Genomic DNA, 23,296 nt, shown 5'->3' on the forward strand with positions numbered 1-23,296 from the left:
GAGTAAAGATAGATGACAAATAACAGTGAATCCTCATCAAAATCTTCGCTAACGTTAGCAGAATCGTTAGCTAGACCAGAGCTGTTAAGCCTTGTTCCCTATGAAAGTGCGAGACGCATTGGTGGTCGCGGCGATATTTGGATAAACGCCAATGAGTCGCCTTTTAATAATAGCGATTTAGATACATTAAATCGTTACCCTGAATGTCAGCCTGAGCCATTAATTAATGCTTACAGTCAATATGCTAAGGTGCCTGTTGAAAATATCGTTTCAACTCGTGGAGCTGATGAGGGGATTGAGCTACTTATTAGAACCTTCTGCACCCCAGGCGTTGATAAAATAGCTTGCTTTGGTCCGACTTACGGTATGTATGCGATCAGCGCACAAACATACAATGTAGGTGTCAACAATTTAAACCTAACTGATAGCTATCAACTCCCAGAAAATTATGCATCGCAAATTGATGGCGCAAAAGTCGTCTTTATTTGCAACCCCAATAATCCAACTGGCACGATTATTCAAAAGCAGGATATTACAGCGGCCGTTGAAACTATGCCAAATGCCATTGTGGTGGTTGATGAAGCATATATTGAGTTTTCTCCGCAATACTCAGTGGCTGACTTAGTGACTCAGTATCCTAACCTGGTCGTGTTAAGAACCCTTTCAAAAGCATTTGCATTAGCAGGAGCTCGCTGCGGTTTTTTAATGGCTAACAGCGATATTATCAGTTTAATTATGCGGGTTATTGCGCCTTACCCAGTGCCTCTTCCCGTTGCAGAATTAGCGCAACAAGCACTGTCGATAACGGGTATTGAGTTAATGCAGCAGCAAGTTGCACAGCTCAGCACTCAAGGGCAGCGATTATCCAATGCGCTGCAACAAGCTGGCGCTAAAGTATTACCTGCCCACGGCAATTTTGTATTAGCTGAGTTTACTCAACCTGATACGGTCAGTAACGCTTTGCAGCAAGCAGGGATAGTTGCACGGGCTTATAAAGACCCACGTTTACAAAGTCGAATTCGATTTAGTTTTAGCCATGCATCTGACACAGACAGGCTTATCGATGCAATCAACAGCCTGAACTCACCCGTTTGATAGATATTACCCAATTTAAAGAATAAAAATATTTTGAAGGAAAAGAGATGAAACAAAACATTTTATTTATCGACAGAGATGGCACCTTAGTTGAGGAACCAGCAATTGATAAGCAGTTAGATAGACTTGATAAGCTAGTGTTTGAACCACAAGTCATTCCTTCTTTACTGAAACTACAAAAAGCGGGTTACCGTTTAGTGATGGTGTCCAACCAAGATGGTTTAGGCACAGATTCATTCCCACAAGCAGACTTTGACGCACCGCACAATATGATGATGCAAATCTTTGAAAGCCAAGGTGTCAAATTTGATGATGTCGTCATTTGCCCACACTTTGACGCTGATAATTGCAGTTGTCGTAAGCCTAAATTAGGCTTGGTCAAAGAGTACTTAACACAAGGTAAAGTCGATTTTATGACCTCGGCGGTTATTGGCGATCGTTATACTGATGTAGAACTTGCAAGTGCTATGGGGATCCGTAGTTTTCAATATCAACGTGAAACACTCGATTGGGCTGCCATTACAGATGCAATCTTAAATCAAGGCCGTATCAGTGAAGTTGTTCGCACAACAAAAGAGACGGATATTAAAGTTAATATTAACCTTGATGATACTAGCAAAGGCAAAATTGATACAGGTATTGGCTTTTTTGACCACATGCTAGATCAAATTCAAACTCACGGAAATTTCAGAATGGATGTGACTGTTGATGGCGATTTAGAAATAGACGATCACCACAGCGTTGAAGATACCGCCTTAGCCATAGGCGACGCATTACGCCAAGCACTAGGCGATAAACGTGGTATTGCCCGTTTCGGCTTCAGTCTGCCTATGGATGAAGCAAATGGAGAGTGTTTAATGGATATTTCTGGTCGTCCATTTATTAAATTCAATGCTCAGTTCGATCGTGAAATGGTCGGTGAAATGGCCACTGAAATGGTGCCACACTTTTTCCGCTCATTTGCCGATGGCCTGCGTTGTACATTACACATCAGCACCGATGGCGATAATGATCACCACAAAGTTGAAGCGCTATTCAAAGTTTTAGGCCGCACGTTACGCCAAGCAGTAAAAGTCGAAGGTGATTTGCTGCCTTCAAGTAAAGGTGTACTGTAAGGAGCGCAATTCATGTCAGATAACAACACAACCGTCATTCTTGATACTGGCTGTGCAAACCTAAGCTCGGTACGATTTGCATTTGAGCGTCTAAACGCTGATGTCATTGTATCTGCTGACCATCAAGTGATTAAGTCCGCCGCAAGAGTCGTTTTGCCTGGTGTCGGCACTGCTGGCGCGGCGATGGATGCGCTTGTGAGCCGCGATCTAGTGTCCATTATTAACAACCTAACCCAACCTGTCATGGGGGTATGTTTAGGGATGCAAATGCTCACGGAGAAATCCAATGAGCACGGTGGGCGCACAGAACAAGACATAACCTGCTTGGGATTAATTCCTACTCAAATTAATGAATTAGACAGCCAAGGCTTGCCATTACCACACATGGGCTGGAACCAAATAACAGTATCTGACCATCCGTTGTTTAAAGGGGTTGAAGACGGTAGTTATGTGTATTTTGTCCATAGCTTTAAGGCGCCACTCAGTCAGCACACCATCGCATCATCACAATACGGTGAAGCATTTAGTGCCGCCATCGCAAAAGATAACTTTTTTGGTGTGCAATTTCACCCAGAAAAAAGTGCAGCAATAGGCTCGCAGATATTACAAAATTTCCTAAATATGGGGAACCAAACATGATCATTCCAGCAATTGATTTAATCGACGGCCAAGTGGTGCGTTTATATCAAGGCGACTACCAACAAAAAACGACTTTTGATTTAAGTCCATTAGCTCAACTTCAGTCTTATGAATCCCAAGGAGCTAAGCTACTTCATATCGTAGATTTAACAGGTGCTAAGGATCCCGAAAAGCGCCAAATAGCATTGATTTCACAATTGGTTGCAGGCTTAAACACCGATATCCAAGTCGGCGGCGGGATCCGTAGTGAACAGCAAGTAAAAGAGTTATTAGATAGTGGCGTTAAACGTGTCGTCATTGGTTCATTAGCAGTCAAAGAACCCGAATTGGTCAAAAGCTGGTTTGTAAAATACGGCAGTGATGCCATTTGTTTAGCGTTAGATGTCAATATTAACGAGCAAGGCGAAAAAATTGTCGCAGTGTCAGGCTGGCAAACTGGTGGTGGTAAGTCGTTAGAATCATTAGTGTCAGAATACAGCACCGTTGGACTTAAACATGCATTGGTCACCGATATTAGCCGTGATGGCACTTTACAAGGCGCTAATACAGTTCTTTATGCTGAGCTTGCAAGTAAATACCCAAACATTACTTGGCAAGCCTCTGGCGGTATAGCAAGCCTTGATGATGTAGCGGCGGTAAGAGACAGTAACGCCAATGGTATTATCATTGGTAAAGCATTACTGATAAATAATTTTACCGTTGAGGAGGCAATCACATGTTGGCCAAACGCCTAGTCCCCTGCCTCGATGTTCGTGATGGACAAGTCGTAAAAGGGGTTCAATTTCGTAACCATGAAATCATTGGTGATATTGAACCATTAGCAGCAAGATATGCGGCCGAAGGTGCTGATGAGTTAGTCTTTTATGATATTACCGCCAGTGCCCATGATAGAGTGATTGATAAGTCTTGGGTAAGTCGAGTCGCAGCGCAAATCGATATTCCTTTTTGCGTCGCTGGTGGAATTAAAACCATCGAACAAGCACGACAAATGTTAGCTTACGGTGCCGATAAAATTTCAATTAACTCACCAGCACTCAGCGACCCGAGTTTGATTTCACGATTACAGGATGAATTTGGCCGCCAATGCATCGTGATTGGTATTGACTCATTCTATGATGACGAATCAGATAGCTACAAAGTAAAGCAATTTACTGGTGACGAAGCTGCAACTAAAGATACGCAATGGTTTACTCAAGATTGGGTTGAAGAAGTTCAAACTAGAGGTTGTGGCGAAATTGTACTGAACGTCATGAACCAAGATGGCGTGAGAGGCGGTTATGATATTAAACAGCTCAGCATGGTAAGAGCAATTTGTGATGTCCCATTAATTGCTTCTGGCGGCGCTGGCACAATGGCACATTTCAAGGAAGTGTTTCAGCAAGCGAATGTTGATGCTGCCCTAGCAGCCAGTGTGTTTCATAAGGGAATTATCGATATCGCTGAATTAAAGCAATATTTAGCCAATGAAAACATTGCGATTCGTATTTAACAGGCAAAGAAACTGAATAAGAAGTGAAACTGAATTATGACATTATCTGCAACTGTGACATTTGATACCTCAGCACTAGCATGGGATAAACAAAACGATTTATTACCAGCCGTGGTTCAAAACCACTTAACCGGTAAGGTGCTTATGCTGGGTTATATGAATAAAGCGGCATTAGAACATACCTTAGAAACAGGCAAAGTAACTTTTTTCAGTCGCTCAAAACAACGCCTATGGACTAAAGGTGAAACGTCAGGCAACACATTAGATTTAGTTGCCATTGATAAAGACTGTGACAATGACAGTTTACTGGTTCAGGTTATTCCAAATGGCCCTACCTGCCACACAGGAACTGAAAGCTGCTGGCCTAACGGCAATGCTCACAGCTTCATTGACAACCTCACCAATGTGATCATTTCTCGAAAAGGCCAAAGCGCAGATTCAAGCTACACGGCATCGCTTTTTGAACGTGGTACAAAAAGAATTGCACAAAAAGTTGGCGAAGAAGGATTAGAAACGGCGCTTGCTGCTGCAACACATGATAAAGAAGAGTTAATTAATGAAGCTTCGGATCTTATGTATCACTTAATTGTGCTACTTGAAGATCAACAATTATCTATGGCTGACGTTAATCAAAACCTAATGCAACGTCATTTAAACAGTCAATAGCGTTAATCTAAACCGGCCATGTAAGCACATTGCATCCAATAAAAAAGGCACCTACTCGGTGCCTTTAATTTTTTACAAAAACTGATATCTATTTGATTACGCTTGGTCTTGCCAAAGCTTTTCATCATTTTGCATGTTATATAGGCTCTCAGCGCGAGACACCAATAAGTTAGCAAATTTAAGTTGGGTCTCATCGCGAGTTGCGCCAGACTTATGTAAGTTTTCAGCTTTAATTTGCCACATCATTGAAAAGTGACGAATCGCCTCACGCGCAGTACCAGCAACTTTTACATCGACATAGTCAGAAGGTAAATCGCCTGACATTACCCAAAAAGTTTGCTTGGTAGGTTGTTTCGATTCCATTTTCCAAATTGCTAAATATGGCACTAAATAGCGGCTTTCATCAGCAAGGACTTTTGACGGGATAACGCCTTTTTCGGCAAGGAATCGATTGGCTTTTTGAAATTGTGCTTGGACCCATTGTTGTCTTAATACTTCTGGATCTTGTTGTTCTGTTTTAGGCTCAGCCACTGATTCAGTCATTCTTTCTTCCTATTTTATTGTTATATGTCGTCATCATAACACTTACATCTTTATATCAATTTGTGTGACAAATGCAACGAAACGCAAAAAAAGTTTACGTTTACGTAAAGTGGCAAGCTAAATTGCCACGTAGATCACAAAATTATATGAATCTAACTTTGTTGAGAGTATCGCTAAATGCTATCGTTCTGCAATAAATAATAACAAGCAGTCGTTATTCACTTTTATTCTGACGACTATTTAATCGCACAGCGGAGATCACAAGTGGCTCTATTTAATCATGTATCGTTTGATGACCACGAACAAGTCGTATTTTGTCACGACAAAGAAAGTGGCTTAAAAGCAATTATCGCTATCCATAATACTAACCTAGGCCCTGCAGTGGGCGGTTGTCGTATGTGGAATTATGACTCAGACGACGAGGCAATCAATGACGTGTTGCGTCTATCCCGTGGAATGACTTATAAAAACGCACTTGCTGGTTTAACAATGGGTGGCGGCAAGTCAGTTATCATCGCAGACCCTAAAACTACCGATCGTGAAGCCTTATTCCGCTCATTTGGTCGTTTTATTCACACTTTAGGTGGTAAGTACTACTCTGCTGAAGATGTGGGTACTACCACAGCTGATATTATGATTGCTCATGAAGAAACACCCTATATGGCTGGTCTTGAGGGAAAAAGTGGCGATCCATCTCCATTCACTGCTTTAGGAACGTATTTAGGTATTAAAGCCGCGGTAAAACATCAGCGTGGTCTAGATAGCTTAAAAGGCTTAAAAATTTCGGTTCAAGGCGTTGGACATGTTGGTTATTACTTATGTAAGCACCTTCATGAAGATGGCGCTGAACTGATCGTGACTGACATCCACCAAGCTTCTTTAGACCGTGTGGCCACGGAATTTGGCGCTACAGTTGTTGCACCACAAGATATCTATACCCAAGATGTTGATGTTTACGCACCATGTGCACTTGGCGCAACGATCAACGACACGACGATCCCATTGCTTAAAGCAACAATTGTTGCGGGTTGTGCAAATAACCAGTTAGCTGAAGTTCGTCACGGTGAAGTATTAAAAGAGCTAGGCATTTTGTATGCGCCTGATTATGTCATCAATGCTGGCGGTATCATCAATGTTTCTTTCGAAAGTGACTATGATGTAGCTAAAGCCACTGCCAAAGTCGAAAAAATCTATAACACGTTAATCAAAATCTTCGAGCAAGCCGAAAAAGACAACCGCACCACCGGTGATGTTGCTGACGAAATGGCGCGTGAGATCATTAACGCCGCTAAATAATCAACGCTCTCATTTTATAAGCCTATTTTTTATAAAATGAGTTACGGTTATGACCTCACTAAAGGGAGCCATCAGGCTCCTTTTTTATTGGAATTGAATCGCTAGTAATCCAGCGTTAACTTTGCTTTAGCTTCTTATATTAGTTTCTTATATTAGTTTCTTATATTAGTTTTTTATATTAGATACTTATATTAGTTTTCCTATATTCGTTTACTGCCAATGACCAAATTTTGGATCTTATTGTCTCTTAGAGCCTTACTAAATCTTATCCAAAATAACATTGCCTTGCTTAGCCTAGCACTCATTTAACTCGTCTCCGTTCACTGTAAATTGTCATCCCTTTGACATATTGGCGTCATCTTGAGTTCAAAAACCTCTCCTATGCTAGTTTAGACATTCATCGTTGAGCGATATATCAATGACTCAAAATGCTAAAGATAAGACCGGTTTACATGAACTTACACCTAATCCCACTTCTCACTTCAGCCCTTTTGAACATGCGATTACAACCAGAAAATCCCCTAAATCTAGTGGCAAAGTAAAACAAACTTTCAATGCTTTATGGATTTCAGATGTTCACCTAGACAGTGTCGATTGCAAAGCAGAATATTTATTGGATCTGCTTAATCAAACTCACACTAATAAGCTTTATTTAGTTGGCGACATCATTGATATCTGGGCACTAAAACGTAAAGTTTATTGGCCTGAAAGTCATAACCTAGTCCTACAAAAGTTAATCCAACTGGCGCAAAGCGGTATCGAAATCAAGTTTATACCAGGCAACCATGATGAAGAGTTTAAAGCTTATAGTAATTTCCAAATATGGGGTATTACCATCACCCGCCAATATATACATGAATGCATAACTGGCGATAAAATTTTAATGTTACATGGCGATCAATTTGATTCAGAAGTGTGTATAAGTCGCACCTACGCCAAACTTGGCGATCATTTATATGATGTTTTGTTATTACTCAATCGTAAATTACATCGTATTAGACACAGCTTAGGCTTTTCGTATTGGTCTTTAGCCAGTTACGTGAAACTCCGAGTCAATAAAGCACAACATGCCATCAGCATGTATCGAGATGCAGTATTGCGCTACGCACAAACACAGCAAGTACAAGCAGTGGTTTGCGGTCATATTCACCAACCAGAATTATCCCAACACAAGAATATCATTTATGCCAACGACGGTGACTGGGTCGAAAATTGTACGCTGATTGCTGAAACCCACAGTGGTGAGTTACAGCTGCTTCGCTGGAGTGATGAAGCGTGCACGACCAAAGTCATCAATCAAATCACATTGAGTGAAGCCAGTGCTACTCCAATAAAGCAAAAAGTCGCTTAGCACTGACTATTCACTTCTTATAACAATAAAGGCTATGGACATGATTTTTACAGTAGATAATGTGGTAGAAAAAAACTTACCCAAAATCCACCAAACACCTTGGCTAGCAACACCAACAAAAGCCATGTTGCGTTATTTATTAAACGAAAAACAATGTAATGATATCGCGGCAGAATTCGCTTATTTGAAAGGGGTAGATTTTGTCGAGCATGTACTAGATTGTTTTGATTTCAATTACTCAGTGCCTAGTAATGAAATTGAAAATATTCCCATCGACGGAAGAGTGGTTATTTATGCCAGTCACCCTATTGGTTCCCTTGATGCACTCGCTCTCATCAAACTTATTAGCCAAGTTCGACCTGATATCAAAGTCGTCGCGAATGAACTGCTGATGGCACTTGAACCACTACATTCACTGCTGCTTCCCGTGAATAACATGTCCGGTGGTACCCCAAGACAGCACTTAGAAAATATTCACTTGCACCTAAAAAATGAAGGCGCTGTATTAATTTTTCCTTCAGGAGAAGTATCAAGACTCAGACCCTCAGGTGTCACTGATTTAAAGTGGCATTCTGGCTTTTTAAAAATGGCCAACTCCTGCAATGCTCCGTTACTGCCAATGTTTGTTGATGCTAAAAACTCACTTTCATTCTATGGCGCTTCAATGATTTATAAGCCACTCGCTAGTTTATTGCTCGTCAAAGAAATGTTTAAACAGCAAAAGCGCACCATGCCAGTACGAATTGGACAGTTAATTCCTAAAGAAGCTATCACTGGACATGATTTTAATGTCAAAACCAAGGTTCAGTTACTTAAGAATCACCTTTATCGAATTGGAAAGAATCGTCGGCCATTATTTGCTACACAAAAAGCCATTGCCCATCCAGAATCACGAAGTGAACTGCAATCAGCTTTGCAACAATGTGAGATGCTCGGTGAGACTAATGACAATAAACAAATCTTTTTATATCAGCACCAAGGCTGCAATCCAATCATGCGAGAAATTGGCCGATTAAGAGAAATCGCATTTCGTGCCGTGGGGGAAGGTAGCGGCAACAGGCGAGATAACGATCAATATGATCCTTATTATCAGCACCTGGTGTTATGGGATAAGGATGATTTAGAAATTGTAGGATCATATCGTTTTGCAAGTGCTAAGTGGGTTCACGAGCATCAAGGTAAAACGGCCTTATATAGCCAATCATTGTTTCAATATAACGATGAGTTTGCCCCCTACTTTGAAAATGGCTTAGAGCTTGGCCGTAGCTTCGTGCAGCCAAAGTATTGGGGAAAACGAAGCCTAGACTACCTATGGCTTGGTATTGGCGCGTATTTAGCTAAGAATCCACAATTTCGCTATTTATTTGGTCCTGTGTCTATTAGTGACCAAATCCCCGAACAAGCGAAAGAAATGCTTGTCCATTTCTATCAGCAGCAATTCAGTAACCCTGAGGTGTTAGCAATCTCTAATTGCCCTTACCGCTTTACCCAAGATAAACGCCAACAACTCGATGCACTTTATTCCGCTGACGATTACGCATCTAATTTCAAAGTGTTAAAACACACAATGGCGAATATGGGGGCGGCAGTACCGCCACTGTTTAAACAATATGGCGAATTGTGCGAACAAAATGGCGTATCGTTTCTCGACTTTGGTATCGATACTGATTTTGGCAACTGTATTGATGGACTGGTACTTGTTGATGTCCATGCGCTGAAACCTAAAAAGCAGCAACGATACATTAATTACCACTTAACTAAACCATAAAATAACTGTTGAAATAAGCAATGAACTAATCAATCACGATACATGACTCAATTATTCATCATTTGTCGGCTTTTCAATTGTCTGATATAAATAGATTAATTGAAAAGGAGAACAAGATGGTTACTGTTGAGCAAATAATGAGCCACAGAGTAGTCACCGTTGAAATGGATGATCGGTTAGCCACGGCTAAAGATATTTTTGACAATGTACCCTTTCATCACCTTGTGGTGTTAGATGAACATAATCAAGTCTCCGGTATCTTGGCGCGTGCCGATCTGGTTAATGCTATCAATCCAAATCTTGGCACGGCCGCAGAACTAACTCGAGATATTGAAACGCTACAAAAACGTGTCCATCAAGTGATGGCTCACCACCCTATCACTATTCCTCCAGAGTTGGATGTTAACAGTGCTTCAGAACTTATCTTATCTAAAGGGATCACCTGCTTGCCTGTATTAGTGGATAAGGAAATTGTCGGTATTGTGAGTTGGCGTGATCTACTTGCTCATTATTGTGGTTTAGAGCCCCTGAATGACGAACAACCGTAACTAACTGTTTTATATATAAATAAAACCATATAGTTAATGGCAAAAACTATTTTATGCGTTTCTGTCTAACAATTGCTTGCTCCAAAAATAAAATAAAAAATTTTCTTCAATCTCAACAATCACATACTAATCCATTCAAAAAAACTTCATTTATCTTGGTGGAAAACGTCACATTTGTCTGCTTATCTTAAGGTAGGTTTACACGCCAAGGAGAGATTAATGACAAGTTTTAAATATCATTTAAATCATGAAAAAATCGAATTGCTTGCCAGTGATTGGTTTGGATTAGAGCGTGTTTTAGTTAATGATCAGCTTGTATCAAGTAAAATCAACTTTAGCCAAAGAAGTACTCACCGTATTGAGCTTAAAAATGGCAAACCTTGCCAACTTCAGTTACTCATTGACCCACAAACAGAGCAATTAACCTGTCGTTTATACAAACAAAACCAATTAATTGGGAGTTTAAAACAAGGTAAACAAAGCTTATTAAGCAGTAAGAAAGTATTTGAAGCCAGTGTCATGGTAACGTTTATGAGTGTTTTAGGTCTTTATTGGTTTAGTTAACGCTACCGAAATTACATTGAAGATACACATTAAAAAAGGCTGCGATATGCAGCCTTAGCGTAGCGATTATATTTGTTTTACTGTTTTTTTAGTCGCATAAACTGACAGCGTTTTCTGCAATACACACCAACTGGCTTGTTTGATAGTTTCCACTTCCAGCGGTTACCGTAGTAATATTAAGTTGTTGGCCATCACTATTATCTTTAAGGACTTCTACCGATAAAATTGTGCCACCTCTAGGAATAATTATCCCATCAGCAAAATCACCTACATCCAAGTTTTTATATAGCTTAATGCTTATGGTACCAATAGAACGTGGCTCGATACGGCCTTCAGCAATCACCACACTTTGCTGGTTAGAAAAAGAAAATGCTTTAACATAAGTGCCACCATTTGATGTAGTTAACTCGTGTACTTCGTGGGCATTAACCATACTTGCGCTGCCATACAACAAAGGCGCAATCATCAAAAACGACAGCATATTGTTTACACGAGAAGTCTTTTTCATATTTTTCATTATTAGCCCTTCCTATCCATGATGCTTAAAAGTACATCAAGTTAACTATCAACAAAACCTTAGCTTAAGCATTGTTCATATTATTACAGTTCGCGAATTTTAAGCATTAAAAAGGCTGCCATATGGCAGCCTTAATCACGAGCGTCAGTGGCAATAGTCTTTAAAAGACTCTTGCAACCAAGCCTTTAAGGTAAAATCCTTCTGGAAATGCACTACCAATAGGATGATCACTTGCTTGGCTCAATCTATCAATAAATTGAACGTCACGCTTTGCATCAAGCGCCGCATCAGCAACCACTTTTTGGAATAAATCAGCGGCCATTAACCCTGAACAAGAGAACGTTAGTAATGTTCCACCCGGATTTAATAACTGCATCGCAATCATATTGATGTCTTTGTAACCACGGCAAGCACCATTCAGTTGTGCTTTATTGTCAGCAAACTTAGGTGGATCTAGCACAATGACATCAAAGGTTTTACCTTCATCACGATACTGGCGCAGTAACTTAAACACATCAGCTTCATGGTAATTAACGTGATCATCATTAAAGCCGTTTATTTCCATATTTAATCGCGCGGTATCTAACGCAAGTTTAGAGACATCGACATTTTCAATGCTCGCTGCGCCGCCTTTTGCAGCATACAAACCGAAGGTACCTGTATAGCAAAAGCAATTAAGCACTGACTTATTTTTTACGAAGCGTGCTGCAATAGCGCGGTTATCACGTTGATCTAAATAAAAACCCGTTTTATGCCCTTTTGTCACATCAACAGAAATTTTTATACCATTTTCTTCAATTACCACTGGCATTACTGGTAATTCACCGTGCAATAAACCGGTGACAGGCTTTAAACCTTCTTTCTTACGAGAGTCGACATCAGAACGCTCGTAAATGGCACAATCAGGATAGAGTTCTGCTAATACCTCAACTAAAGTATCACGCCAGTAATCAGCCCCTGTGCTCAGTAATTGACAGACTAAAACATTCGCGTACTTATCAATGGTAATACCCGGTAAGCCATCTGATTCCGCAGCAATAAGACGATAGCCGGTAAGGCCTTGTTCTTCAATTAATGCATCACGCCCCAATTGAGCACGCTGAATACGACGAACAAAAAAGTCTTTATCGATTTGTTCTTCTTTATCAAACGTCCAAACACGCACTTGAATTTGTGATTCAGGTGACCAAGCACCACGGCCTAACCAATGACCATCATGAGCGACAACATCAACGGTTTCACCTGCTTGTGGTTTACCTTTTATGTTATGTATACCACTTGCAAATACCCAAGGGTGCTTACGTTCAAGTGATTTTTCACGCTTAGGTCTAAGCTTGATTCTGATTGCCATGATGGTGCCTTTTTAAAATTGGGATAAGGATAATAAGGATCCTGTATAGGGAACGCAAGTTAGAATCTAAAAATTATAGCTTGAAATTGAATGTCATACACTCGAGGCAACTCATCGAAAATCAGTAACATCAACTTGCAGTTAACTAAAAATCCAAATCAAATGGTTATTATAACGTGGTGGGTAATTAAATATAAAAATGCTACTCATAATTGAGTAGCATTCTAAAAAAATATTTCACAGAGTTAACTATCTCAAACAGTGAAATAATTAAGGATGATATGTAAATAACCTTATAAGCAATATTTTATTAAAATCAATGACTATTGTTTTAATAATAGTAAAGTAAATAACTGTGATTGACTCAATAATGTAATATCTTGAGGCTCGCCATCAACTGACAAAGATAGCACTGGATTTTGTAAAAAGTCTTTTGCATCATCAGCTGAGTACAACTCAGGTAAATCTAAATGATACTGCTCATTACCTTCGACATTTAGCTTAAGATAAAGTGGTTCAGACTTAACCCAATGCCCTGAGTCATCGGCGTTATCTTGAAACAGATCGCTATAGCTCACTTCAATTAATTGCTCGCCAGGGATAAGATCCACTTCACGCTGAAATTCGATAACAACACCATTCACACTATCAACATCTAAATCATCATGAAACGTAATGCTTGATGACTGAGCCGTAAAACTGGTTAACATAAAACTAAAAGCGGTCAAAATCATTATTTTGGTATTCATATTTCACTCCAATTAATATCTTCTTATTCCACTTGGCACAAAACACTGCACCGGTTAAATAAAGAGACCTTAAAATGAAAATTAAAATTTCATTTTTTAGAATTATTTTATAAATCTATAAAATATGAGGAAAAAGATATTATAAAAACCATCTATCTATATGAGTAAAAATCAAAAAATATTTTTTTATTTTTTTAAAATTTAATTCTAATCCAGTATTCTTTGATTTAATGCAAAGAAATCAACAAGCTTTAACACTAAGGTTACCTAGGTAACAAATATTCAAGATTGATAGAGGTAAGTTGTTGATGTTAAGTAATCACACGACAGCAGGTTCACGTGTAGCAGGTTCGAAATCAGATGAGTAAGTCATACAAAAGAAGAGTAACTTGCATTCATTGTGACGCAGAAATTGTGGATTTTTCATCCATGTGTCATTGCAAAAAACGTCATATCATGTTTTCCAAACTGACTATTACCATACTGGGCACATTGAGTTTACTCATGGCTATTACCACAAGCCTTTTTTGGCTTGATGTAATTTGCCATCCTTTTAGTTTTCCTGAGCACAACTCAATCACTTATGTATTAGCAGCAGGCTGTTTTTTGGTTAGTTGGTACTGCAGTCTTAAATGGTGTAAAGACACAATTAAAACGGCCAAAAAATCGTCTTAAACTAACAGTGAAGTCTGCCTTATAAAACGTTTCATCTACTGATTAAAATGTGTTTTAGATAAGCTCATTTGACTAATTTGTTTATCAAAATACACCTTTAAAAAATCGAGTAATAAACGCAATTTTTTTGAATCAGCCGCCCCAGGCGGGAATACACCATAAATATTAATATCGGATAAATGGTAATCATCGAGCACGGTTTCAAGGGTTCCTTGCTTAACCTTAGGCCAAGCATCGTAAGTCGGCACCCTTCCTATACCATGTCCTCCTTCAATAAAGGCTGTTCGTGCTGAAGCATTATTTGTGGTTATCGAGCCTTTCATTTCAATGCTGAACGATCGAGCACCTTTCTTCAGCTCCAACACTTTTTTAAGAGGTTTATAGATAACCCAATCATGTGAGCTAAGATCAGCCGGCGAACTCGGGCGTCCGTTACGATCAAAGTAATCAGGAGAACCGCACAAACAAGTCGTTAATACACAGAGTTTTGTAGCTTGTAAACTTGAATCAACTAATGGCGCACCTCTAATCGCTAAATCAAACCCTTGATTTATGATATTGACAATTTCATCAGTCAACATGACATCAAGTTCAATTTTGGGGTACAGCACTTTAAATTCATTCAAGGCTGGCACTATGGTTTCAAGCCCAGCATTAACCGGACAAGTAATACGAATTAGCCCTACGGGCTCACTTTTCATATTTTCAATTTGTCGATTCGCATTAAAAGCTTGCTCAGCAATCACTTTACATGACTGATAATAGGCTTTTCCCTCTTCGGTTAGGCTGATGCTTCTTGTTGAGCGGTTAAGTAACTTTACTGATAAATGCGCTTCAAGCTTTTTTAAATGATAGCTCACCACAGCACGAGATAAGCCGATGTGCTTTGCCGCGCCACTCAAGCTACCTTGCTCCACTACTTGTGAAAAAACCACCATGCTCTTTAACTGTTCAAACGATACGTTCACTTAACAATACTCCGCTTAAAACCTTCCGGCCATTGTATCAATTAATTAAACAATGAAGTCAAAAATATCTGCATTGTACGAATCTAAATGTATTTCTATACTGTGTTGCATTATTGAGGGCCTCATTACACAAACTTGTTTAAGGGAATATCATGACTCAAGCAACACAAACCACCAAAAAAGTATTAATGGTGCTAACTTCACATGACAAGTTAGGCGATACAGGTGAAAAAACCGGATTTTGGATTGAAGAGTTTGCAGCACCTTATTATGTATTTGCCGATGCTGGCTATGAAGTCGTTTTAGCCTCTCCTCTTGGTGGACAGACGCCTATTGATCCCAAAAGTGAATTAGCTGATTTTCAAACAGAGGACACTCACCGTTTTGACAACGACGAGCAGCTTAAATCATTGCTGGCTAACACTCGTGTATTATCTAGCATAAATCCAGCAGAGTTTGATGGCGTATTTTATCCGGGCGGACATGGGCCATTATGGGATTTAGCTGACAATGCAGATTCAATCTCACTGATTAACCAATTTGTGATCCAAAATAAACCTATCGCAGCAGTTTGCCACGCCACAGCAGTGTTATTAAATGTCAAAGACCAAAACGGTAAGCATCTTGTCGCTGATAAAGCCGTAACAGGCTTCACGAACTCAGAAGAAGACGCTGTCCAATTAACGGATATTGTGCCATTTTTATTAGAAGATGAACTTATCGCCCGTGGTGCTGATTACCAAAAAGCGGCAGATTGGCATGCTTTCTCCGTACAAGATGGCTTACTCATAACAGGTCAAAATCCTGCTAGCTCATCATTAACAGCACAAAAGTTGATTAGCCAGCTCAATGCATAACCGTCAATTAGTCTTGATCCCCACTGTGTAATACAGTGCATCACTTTATTATCAGGAACGACACATGTTAAATTTTTCTTTTCAAAACAATACAAAAATTTTATTTGGTGAAAACCAAATCAGCGCAATCAGCCAAGAAATCCCAGCAGATGCCAAAGTATTAATGGTTTATGGTGGCGGGTCGATTAAGTCAAATGGCGTATACCAACAAGTCACCGAAGCACTTAAAGACCATACTTGGTTTGAGTTCTCTGGTGTTGAGCCTAACCCGCAATACGATACGTTAATGAAAGCGCAAGCCATCATTGAAGCGGAAAATATTGATTACCTCCTAGCAGTAGGCGGTGGTTCAGTCGTTGATGGCGTTAAATTTATAGCCGCTGCTGCAAAATTTGAAGCCCAAGATCCTTGGGATATCGTTGCAAAAGGTGCAAGTGTTAAACAAGCACTGCCAATCGGTGCAGTCTTAACACTGCCAGCGACAGGTTCAGAGTCTAATGGCGGCTCCGTTATTACTCGTGATGGTAATAAACTGCCATTTGGTAGCCCATTAGTCAGACCATTATTTGCTGTACTCGATCCTTCAGTGACGCTATCACTGTCAGACCGACAAATAAGTAATGGGGTTATTGATGCTTACATTCATATTATGGAGCAATACTTAACTTACAGCGTCAACGGTAAAGTACAAGACAGATTCAGTGAAGGTTTACTGCAAACCTTAATTGAAGAAGGCCCTAAAGCACTGGCTGCCGAGACAAAACAAGATCTTGAAGTCAGAGCTAATATCATGTGGTCAGCCACCATGGCACTTAATGGCTTAATTGGTGCCGGCGTACCACAAGATTGGTCGACTCACATGATTGGTCATGAATTAACAGCCAGCCACGGTATTGATCATGCACGTACTTTATCAATTGTGTTACCTGCGGTAATGAAAGTGCGCCGAGAACAAAAACATGACAAGCTAGTTCAATATGCTGAACGTGTATTTGGCATCACTACAGGCACTGATGAGCAAAAAATTGATCAAGCGATTCTTGCAACAGAAGCGTTCTTTAAACGAATGCAAGTGCCAATTCGTTTAGGAGATATTGATTTAGGTACAGATCAAGTCGATGTAATGGTTAATGCCCTTGAAAAACACGGTATGACAAAACTAGGTGAACATGGTGATATTGATTTAACTGTCAGCCGAGAAATACTAACGACAGCGTTATAAATGATTTAACTTAATTGAACACAGATTTTTACTCTGTTGTGACTAAAAGCTAGCATCTTGCTAGCTTTTGTTTTTTATACTGTTTTAATATTTTAATCGCCACTGAAAGAAGTGTGATCTAGTGTTGAAATTTTCAATTAATTCATCAAATGTGGAATATTGATGAATTTAAATAGTAAACGAAAGACTCAGGTTGGCTTACTATATTCTACACTTGAAGAATTATTCATACATTAGTGCTTACCGATGCCCATTCTTAAAAAAACTGCTGGTAGACCGTTAACTCAGGTCGATAATCGCAATGCATTAATCGAAGCTGCTCGCGTACTCTTTGTTGAAAGTGATTACGACAAAGTATCTGTACGTGCGATTGCACAGCAAGCGAATGTTGACGCCAGTCTGATCCGTTACTATTTTCAATCCAAATTGGGCTTATTCAGTGAAATGCTAAAAGAAACATTAGCACCACTGACGCAAAAAATATCTCAAACTAACAAAGCAATGATCCACAACTCACCAGAAGAAATACTTAGCACTTATTACAGTATGATGAGTCAAAACCCAGATTTTCCGAAGCTCATTTATCGCACTGCAAGTTTGCCTGACTCACCGCAAAATCGTGAACTACAAGCAAGGCTATTAACCTTAATGCCATCACCTAAATTCGCCATCATAGACAAAATTAAAGATGCCGATATTTTAAAAGCGGATGTTGATGTAATGTGCGCCAAAATGAGTTTTATTAGCTTACTGATTTTCCCTTTTTTGATGCCTGAGCTATTTAAAAAAGCCGTAGGCATTGAAACCTCACCTGAATTTATGCAAAAGCTTGCGAAGCACAATGCATCACTTTTACGTCATGGGCTTTTTGCCGATGACAACCAACCAAGCCAGGACTGCAAAAAATGACCAGCTTAAAAAGACGTTATGTTTTCCCGGGGATTGCTGCCGGATTTATTATTTTATTTATCGCAATTGCAATGCGCTCATCGCCTGAACTGGAAGCAGGTCATGACAAATCTCGTTTAGTTGAAGTCATTAATCTCGACAAACAACAAAGTATGCCAGTGATTAAAGCGTATGGCAGAGTCGCGCCCAAGCACAGTTGGCAAGGTATTGCTGAGGTTGGTGGTAAGATTATTTATCGTCACCCAGAACTTGAAACTGGCCGCTTAATTAAAGCTGGCACCTTAGTATTAGCTATTGATCCACTCGAATACGAACTTAAATTAGCGCAAGCTGAAGCTAATGTGAATGCCGCAGAGGCGCAGTTAATTCAGTTAAACCAAAAAGAAGTTAACCTTGAAACCAGTTTGCAAATTGAAAAGCAAAAACTCACGTTAGTGGATCAAGAGTACCTGCGTAAACAAGCGCTTAATGCTAAAAATCTTATATCTAAGTCAGAACTCGAAACCCAAAAGCAAGCATTACTTGCCCAGCGTAACCTAGTTCAAGACTTAAACAGCAGCTTGAGTTTACTGCCCGATGATAGAAAAGTGACCCAAGCTCAAGTCAAAGTTAATCAAGCGTTACTGAATGATGCACAGCGACAACTCAACAATACCCGCTTTACCCTGCCCTTTGACGCTCGTATTGCTGAGGTGAACATAGAGCGAGCTCAAGCGGTGACGAATGGTTCGGTGTTATTTGAAGCCCACCAGCTCGGCGCTGTAGAAATCAAAGCCGAGCTCTCTTTGCAAGATGCTGAAACACTGATTAGCAGCATCTCTGGGATCCCACGTGACACAGCATCATTGCCATCAATCGAAAAAGTCAACTTTGATGCTTATGTTGAAATCAACATGGGACAAAAACATCACCAGTGGCAAGCAAAACTCACTCGAATAGCCGATACCATTAATCCGGATCAAGCAACCATAGGCTTTTACCTTGAAGTTGAACAAAACTTTAATGATATGGATCTGGTAAAACGCCCACCATTAACCAATGGCATGTTTGTTACAGCTTATATCCATGGCTACCCGTCAGAGCAATTTGTTATCCCTGAAAAAGCCCTCCACGGCGACCAAATCTATGTCATGGATCTTGAAGGAAAACTACAGATTATTAAGGTTAAAGTGATATATCGCACTGATAAGGGCGTCGCAATCGAAAGCCAGTCAACAACTGCACCATTAACGCAAAACATGCAAATCGTTACTAACGATCTTATTCCTGCCATTGCAGGCATGAGTTTAAAAGTGGCGCAACAAAACAGTCAAAGTGATGAGGAGTTAAACCAGTGATTAACTTTTTCACTCGACATCCAACCATCGCAAACTTGATGATGCTGGCGTTTTTTGTTGTCGGCCTAAGTAGTATTGGCAAAATTAAGCGAGAAACATTCCCAGAGTTTAGCCCGCCTTACATTATTGCCAGTGTCGTTTATCCTGGCGCCTCTCCTGCAGAGGTTGAAGAAAGCTTATGTTTGAGAATGGAAGATGCCATTGATGGCCTAAGCGACATAGAAGAAACTAAATGTGATGCACAAGAAGGCTTTGCCTCTCTTACCGTTAAGCTCACAGGTGATGCCGATATGGGCCGCAGTTTAGTCGATATTCAGACTGAAATTAACGCCATTAAAGACTTCCCATCACAAATTGACCCACCGACCGTCAAAGAGCTTGATTGGGCAGAACCTGTCGTCGATATTGCTATTGCAGCCGATGCCAGTTTGCCTCACTTAAAGTCTTACGCTGAAGATTTAAAGCGACGGTTAAAGATTGATGCAGGGGTTAATTTAGTCACGGTATCAGGCTTTTCAGATCATCAAATCCGAGTAGAGTTAAACGAGGCTGACATAAGACGTTTAGGACTTACCGTGGCAGAAGTCGCCGATAAAGTTGGCCGTCAGAACGTTCAAATGCCAGCAGGCAGCGTAGAGTTATCAGATAAAAACTTATTGATCCGTTTTGATGAGCGGCAAATTACCCCAGATAATTTGGGTAAAATAATCGTATCATCAAACCCTGAAGGCGGTGTGGTTCGCTTACGTGACATCGCTAAAATTGAAGACTTATTTGAACTAGAAGAAGAGCACACCATATTTAATGGTAAAGCTGCTGCGGTATTAAAAGTTCAAAAAAATAAAGCTGATGATGCTTTGCGCATTAAAGAGCGTGTCACCGAGTTTGTGGCTCAAGAGCAACTCGTCGCCCCTGATGGCGTAACGCTCACGCTCACAAATGATATGTCATCATTGCTTCAAGACAGATTATCCATGCTGCTTAAGAATGGCTGGCAAGGGATCATCTTAGTGTTCTTTTCAATGTGGCTGTTTTTCTCGTTACGTTATTCTTTTTGGGTGTCCGCAGGTCTGCCAGTCGCCTTCATGGGCGGGTTATTTTTAATGTGGGTGTTTGGCGTATCCATTAACATCATGAGCCTAGTCGGTTTGTTGATGGCTATTGGTATCATGATGGATGATGCCATTGTGATCGCAGAATCAGTTGCCGCCCATGTAGAAAAAGGCTTACCCATTAATGATGCTGTCACTCAAGGAGTTAAAAAGGTCGCACCAGGGGTATTCTCACCCTTTTTAACGACAGTGTTTATTTTTGGCAGTTTGTTGTGGCTTGACGGCCAAATGGGCGATGTACTATCCGTTGTACCACTCGTCTTAATTATGGTGCTCAGCGTCAGTTTGATTGAAGCATTTTTGATTTTACCGAACCATTTAAGCCACTCATTAAAATCAAATAAACAAGAAAAACCACCACTTAAATTTAAGCGTGTATTTTTAGAAAAATTTGAGCATTTCCGTAATAACAATTTAGTTGAAGCTGTCACCTTTGTGGTTAAGTGGCGTTATGCAAGCCTTGGGGCAACCTTAGGTTTACTCTTTGTCTCTATTGCCCTAGTTGCCGGCGGCGCTGTGAAATTTGTTGGCTTCCCTGAACTTGATGGTGATATCGCTGAAGCGCGCATTATATTGCCGCCAGGCTCAACACTAGATCAAACCAAACAAGTGGTCGAAAAGTTAGTCGCCAGCGCAAATAAAGTGGGTGACCGTTATAGCAAAGAGAATCAAGAAGACTCAAATTTGATTCGCTATATCACCGAACAATACAACATGAACGCCGATGCCGGTGAATCAGGTCCCCACGTTGCAACAGTCAGGTTAGATTTATTGTCAGCGGAGACTCGTGAAAGCTTAATCGATGACTTTATTCGAGATTGGCGTCTAGAAAGTGGAGACATTGCTGAGCCATTATCGCTCGTCTTTAAGCAACCAAGTATGGGGCCTGCTGGGCGTGATGTGGAAGTCAGACTTCAACATGATGACTTAGAATTACTCAAAATGGCCTCAGTCGATCTACAATCTTATTTAAGCCAGTTCTCAGGCGTAAATGGTATTTTGGACGACATGCGCCCTGGTAAAGAAGAAGTACTCGTTAAACTGCGTGACGGCGCTGAAAATTTCGGTGTCGATGGCGAGATGATCGCATCACAACTGCGCGCAGCTTACTTTGGGCAAACTGCCGATGACGTGCAAGCAGGACCTGAAAACATTGAAATTCAAGTACGCCTAAATAAACAACAAGCAGGGAATTTACAGGCATTAGCCAACTTCCCTATTATGCTTAGTGATGGGAGTCAGCTACCACTTAATGCTGTCGCTACATTGAATTATGAGCGCTCTTACGTACGTATACAGCGAATTGAAAGTCAGCGTACCGTAACCGTAATGGCTGATATTGATAATGCTAAAGCCAATGGTAGTGAGATTGTCAGCAAAGTACGTAATGAATATGCCAATGAATTACGGGAAAAATACCCAGGTTTACGAGTGGACTATGAAGGTGCGGCTAAAGAAACCGCTAAAACTGGAGCCTCGTTCATGCAAGGTTTCATCATTGGCTTATTTGGCTTGTTCGCCATTTTAAGTTTTCAATTCAGAAGTTACTTAGAACCATTTGTGGTGATGTTAGCCATCCCACTTGCCTTAATTGGGGTATTCTGGGGACACTTATTAACAGGTCACAGCTTATCAATGCCATCAATTTTAGGCTTTGTTTCATTAGCTGGTATTGTCGTCAACGACTCCATATTATTGGTGCAATACATAAGGCACCACGTTGATATAGGTGATGACATTCAAGAAGCAGTAGTCAAAGCGAGCCGAGATAGGTTTAGAGCGGTATTTTTAACATCGCTTACTACAGCTGCTGGGTTACTGCCATTACTAATGGAAACCTCATTACAGGCACAAGTCGTAAAACCGATTGTAATCTCTATTGTGTTTGGTATTTTCACCTCTACCTTATTGGTATTATTTATTATACCAAGTGCTTATGCCGTATTAGCTGACTTTAACCTCGTGCATAAGCATGAAGAATTGTCAGCCTAAACAAACCATAAGCTCAAACTGACAAGAAACAAAAGGCCGTTAATGACAACATTAACGGCCTTTTAATTGATAGATCGATATACCTGAAACTGTAAATAGACTCCCTCTTATTCATGCTCAGGCTATGTATTTATTTTATTCAACAATTGCAATAAAGTTTGCTGTTCTTGCTCATCGAGAGCTTCCAGACACTTCTCATTGACCCACTGCGCTTCATGGATCAAGTCTTGCTCTAGCGCTTTGCCCGCGTCAGTTAAGAAAATTTGGAATGCACGGCGATTGTCTGACTCTTGGTGGCGAGTGATATAGCCTTGTACTTGTAATTGATCTAGCAGACGCGTCATGGTGTAGTTAGCCACATCACATAGCTTTGATAGTTCAGTTTGGCTTATGCCCTCTTCTTGCCATAAAGAAAACAGCACCGGCCAAAGCTTAACGTCTAATTCATAACGTTTTAAGCGTTCATCAAGCTCATTTTGAAGCGTGATGTTGAGGTGAGAGATTTGATAATAAAGACTTTCGTACCGCTTCAT

The 23,296-nt window shown here is 40.3% G+C and carries 22 protein-coding genes; 16 read left to right on the forward strand and 6 right to left on the reverse strand.

From position 1 onward, the window contains the following. The first annotated feature begins 12 nt into the window (after positions 1 to 12). The 6 genes from hisC to hisIE are packed head-to-tail and all read left to right on the forward strand — an operon-like array spanning position 13 to position 5,004. Positions 13 to 1,095 carry a histidinol-phosphate transaminase gene (gene hisC, locus SJ2017_RS11605; protein WP_080915865.1) on the forward strand — a complete coding sequence of 361 codons (1,083 nt, stop codon included), beginning with the start codon at positions 13 to 15 and terminating at the stop codon, positions 1,093 to 1,095. Positions 1,096 to 1,142: 47 nt separating this feature from the next. Next, a complete protein-coding gene (gene hisB / locus SJ2017_RS11610; protein WP_080915866.1) occupies positions 1,143 to 2,210 on the forward strand; it encodes a bifunctional histidinol-phosphatase/imidazoleglycerol-phosphate dehydratase HisB in 1,068 nt (355 codons plus the stop codon). A 12-nt stretch (positions 2,211 to 2,222) separates the two neighbouring features. After that, on the forward strand, positions 2,223 to 2,849 hold the full coding sequence (hisH, locus tag SJ2017_RS11615) for an imidazole glycerol phosphate synthase subunit HisH (protein WP_080915867.1): 627 nt from the start codon (positions 2,223 to 2,225) through the stop codon (positions 2,847 to 2,849). Further along, entirely contained in the window at positions 2,846 to 3,583 is a 738-nt protein-coding gene (hisA, locus tag SJ2017_RS11620; RefSeq protein WP_055023216.1) for a 1-(5-phosphoribosyl)-5-[(5-phosphoribosylamino)methylideneamino]imidazole-4-carboxamide isomerase, read from the forward strand. The genes hisH and hisA overlap by 4 nt, the downstream gene beginning before the upstream one ends. Beyond that, on the forward strand, positions 3,565 to 4,338 hold the full coding sequence (gene hisF, locus SJ2017_RS11625; protein ID WP_055023217.1) for an imidazole glycerol phosphate synthase subunit HisF: 774 nt from the start codon (positions 3,565 to 3,567) through the stop codon (positions 4,336 to 4,338). Before hisA ends, hisF begins: the two co-directional genes overlap by 19 nt. Positions 4,339 to 4,374: 36 nt before the next feature. Further along, on the forward strand, positions 4,375 to 5,004 hold the full coding sequence (gene hisIE, locus SJ2017_RS11630; protein WP_055023218.1) for a bifunctional phosphoribosyl-AMP cyclohydrolase/phosphoribosyl-ATP diphosphatase HisIE: 630 nt from the start codon (positions 4,375 to 4,377) through the stop codon (positions 5,002 to 5,004). 96 nt (positions 5,005 to 5,100) lie between these two features. Here the strand turns inward: hisIE and SJ2017_RS11635 are convergent, their stop codons facing one another. Next, the gene (locus SJ2017_RS11635) at positions 5,101 to 5,547 is read right to left on the reverse strand and encodes a DUF4826 family protein (protein ID WP_055023219.1); all 447 of its coding nucleotides are present in this window, start codon (positions 5,545 to 5,547) and stop codon (positions 5,101 to 5,103) included. A 264-nt stretch (positions 5,548 to 5,811) separates the two neighbouring features. On the opposite strand from SJ2017_RS11635, the gene SJ2017_RS11640 reads away from it, so the two are divergent. The 5 genes from SJ2017_RS11640 to SJ2017_RS11660 all read left to right on the forward strand — a co-directional run bounded on the left by SJ2017_RS11640 (position 5,812) and on the right by SJ2017_RS11660 (position 11,074). Further along, the gene (locus SJ2017_RS11640) at positions 5,812 to 6,843 is read left to right on the forward strand and encodes a Glu/Leu/Phe/Val dehydrogenase dimerization domain-containing protein (protein WP_080915868.1); all 1,032 of its coding nucleotides are present in this window, start codon (positions 5,812 to 5,814) and stop codon (positions 6,841 to 6,843) included. Positions 6,844 to 7,261: 418 nt separating this feature from the next. After that, positions 7,262 to 8,194 (forward strand): UDP-2,3-diacylglucosamine diphosphatase, encoded by a 933-nt coding sequence (locus tag SJ2017_RS11645; protein ID WP_080915869.1) that lies wholly within the window; start codon positions 7,262 to 7,264, stop codon positions 8,192 to 8,194. 40 nt (positions 8,195 to 8,234) lie between these two features. Then, positions 8,235 to 9,962 carry a bifunctional ornithine lipid synthase OlsF gene (olsF, locus tag SJ2017_RS11650; protein WP_080915870.1) on the forward strand — a complete coding sequence of 576 codons (1,728 nt, stop codon included), beginning with the start codon at positions 8,235 to 8,237 and terminating at the stop codon, positions 9,960 to 9,962. Positions 9,963 to 10,078: 116 nt separating this feature from the next. Beyond that, a complete protein-coding gene (locus SJ2017_RS11655) occupies positions 10,079 to 10,510 on the forward strand; it encodes a CBS domain-containing protein (RefSeq protein WP_080915871.1) in 432 nt (143 codons plus the stop codon). A gap of 219 nt (positions 10,511 to 10,729) precedes the next feature. Further along, entirely contained in the window at positions 10,730 to 11,074 is a 345-nt protein-coding gene (locus tag SJ2017_RS11660) for a hypothetical protein (RefSeq protein ID WP_055023223.1), read from the forward strand. A gap of 88 nt (positions 11,075 to 11,162) precedes the next feature. Here SJ2017_RS11660 and SJ2017_RS11665 read toward each other — a convergent pair whose 3' ends face one another. From SJ2017_RS11665 to SJ2017_RS11680, 4 genes are all read right to left on the reverse strand, one after another. Continuing rightward, positions 11,163 to 11,591 (reverse strand): PliI family lysozyme inhibitor of I-type lysozyme, encoded by a 429-nt coding sequence (locus SJ2017_RS11665; RefSeq protein ID WP_080915872.1) that lies wholly within the window; start codon positions 11,589 to 11,591, stop codon positions 11,163 to 11,165. Positions 11,592 to 11,751: 160 nt separating this feature from the next. Further along, on the reverse strand, positions 11,752 to 12,942 hold the full coding sequence (locus tag SJ2017_RS11670; RefSeq protein ID WP_065107949.1) for a class I SAM-dependent rRNA methyltransferase: 1,191 nt from the start codon (positions 12,940 to 12,942) through the stop codon (positions 11,752 to 11,754). A 323-nt stretch (positions 12,943 to 13,265) separates the two neighbouring features. Continuing rightward, complete coding sequence (locus SJ2017_RS11675; RefSeq protein ID WP_055023226.1) at positions 13,266 to 13,691, reverse strand: DUF2057 family protein; 426 nt, start codon at positions 13,689 to 13,691, stop codon at positions 13,266 to 13,268. A 710-nt stretch (positions 13,692 to 14,401) separates the two neighbouring features. Next, positions 14,402 to 15,334 (reverse strand): LysR family transcriptional regulator, encoded by a 933-nt coding sequence (locus SJ2017_RS11680; protein ID WP_055023227.1) that lies wholly within the window; start codon positions 15,332 to 15,334, stop codon positions 14,402 to 14,404. Positions 15,335 to 15,486: 152 nt separating this feature from the next. Here SJ2017_RS11680 and SJ2017_RS11685 point away from each other — a divergent pair, with 152 nt between their 5' ends. From SJ2017_RS11685 to SJ2017_RS11705, 5 genes are all read left to right on the forward strand, one after another. Beyond that, a complete protein-coding gene (locus tag SJ2017_RS11685) occupies positions 15,487 to 16,191 on the forward strand; it encodes a type 1 glutamine amidotransferase domain-containing protein (RefSeq protein ID WP_244899680.1) in 705 nt (234 codons plus the stop codon). Between the two features lie 64 nt (positions 16,192 to 16,255). After that, positions 16,256 to 17,413 carry an iron-containing alcohol dehydrogenase gene (locus SJ2017_RS11690; RefSeq protein ID WP_080915873.1) on the forward strand — a complete coding sequence of 386 codons (1,158 nt, stop codon included), beginning with the start codon at positions 16,256 to 16,258 and terminating at the stop codon, positions 17,411 to 17,413. 246 nt (positions 17,414 to 17,659) lie between these two features. Further along, positions 17,660 to 18,322 carry a TetR family transcriptional regulator gene (locus tag SJ2017_RS11695; protein WP_065107945.1) on the forward strand — a complete coding sequence of 221 codons (663 nt, stop codon included), beginning with the start codon at positions 17,660 to 17,662 and terminating at the stop codon, positions 18,320 to 18,322. Further along, a complete protein-coding gene (locus tag SJ2017_RS11700) occupies positions 18,319 to 19,659 on the forward strand; it encodes an efflux RND transporter periplasmic adaptor subunit (RefSeq protein ID WP_080915874.1) in 1,341 nt (446 codons plus the stop codon). The genes SJ2017_RS11695 and SJ2017_RS11700 overlap by 4 nt, the downstream gene beginning before the upstream one ends. After that, on the forward strand, positions 19,656 to 22,763 hold the full coding sequence (locus tag SJ2017_RS11705) for an efflux RND transporter permease subunit (RefSeq protein ID WP_080915875.1): 3,108 nt from the start codon (positions 19,656 to 19,658) through the stop codon (positions 22,761 to 22,763). The genes SJ2017_RS11700 and SJ2017_RS11705 overlap by 4 nt, the downstream gene beginning before the upstream one ends. A 122-nt stretch (positions 22,764 to 22,885) precedes the next feature. Here the strand turns inward: SJ2017_RS11705 and SJ2017_RS11710 are convergent, their stop codons facing one another. Next, complete coding sequence (locus SJ2017_RS11710) at positions 22,886 to 23,296, reverse strand: MarR family winged helix-turn-helix transcriptional regulator (protein WP_080915876.1); 411 nt, start codon at positions 23,294 to 23,296, stop codon at positions 22,886 to 22,888.

It is taken from the genome of Shewanella japonica, from assembly GCF_002075795.1.
GTDB classification, from domain to species: Bacteria; Pseudomonadota; Gammaproteobacteria; order Enterobacterales; family Shewanellaceae; genus Shewanella; species Shewanella japonica.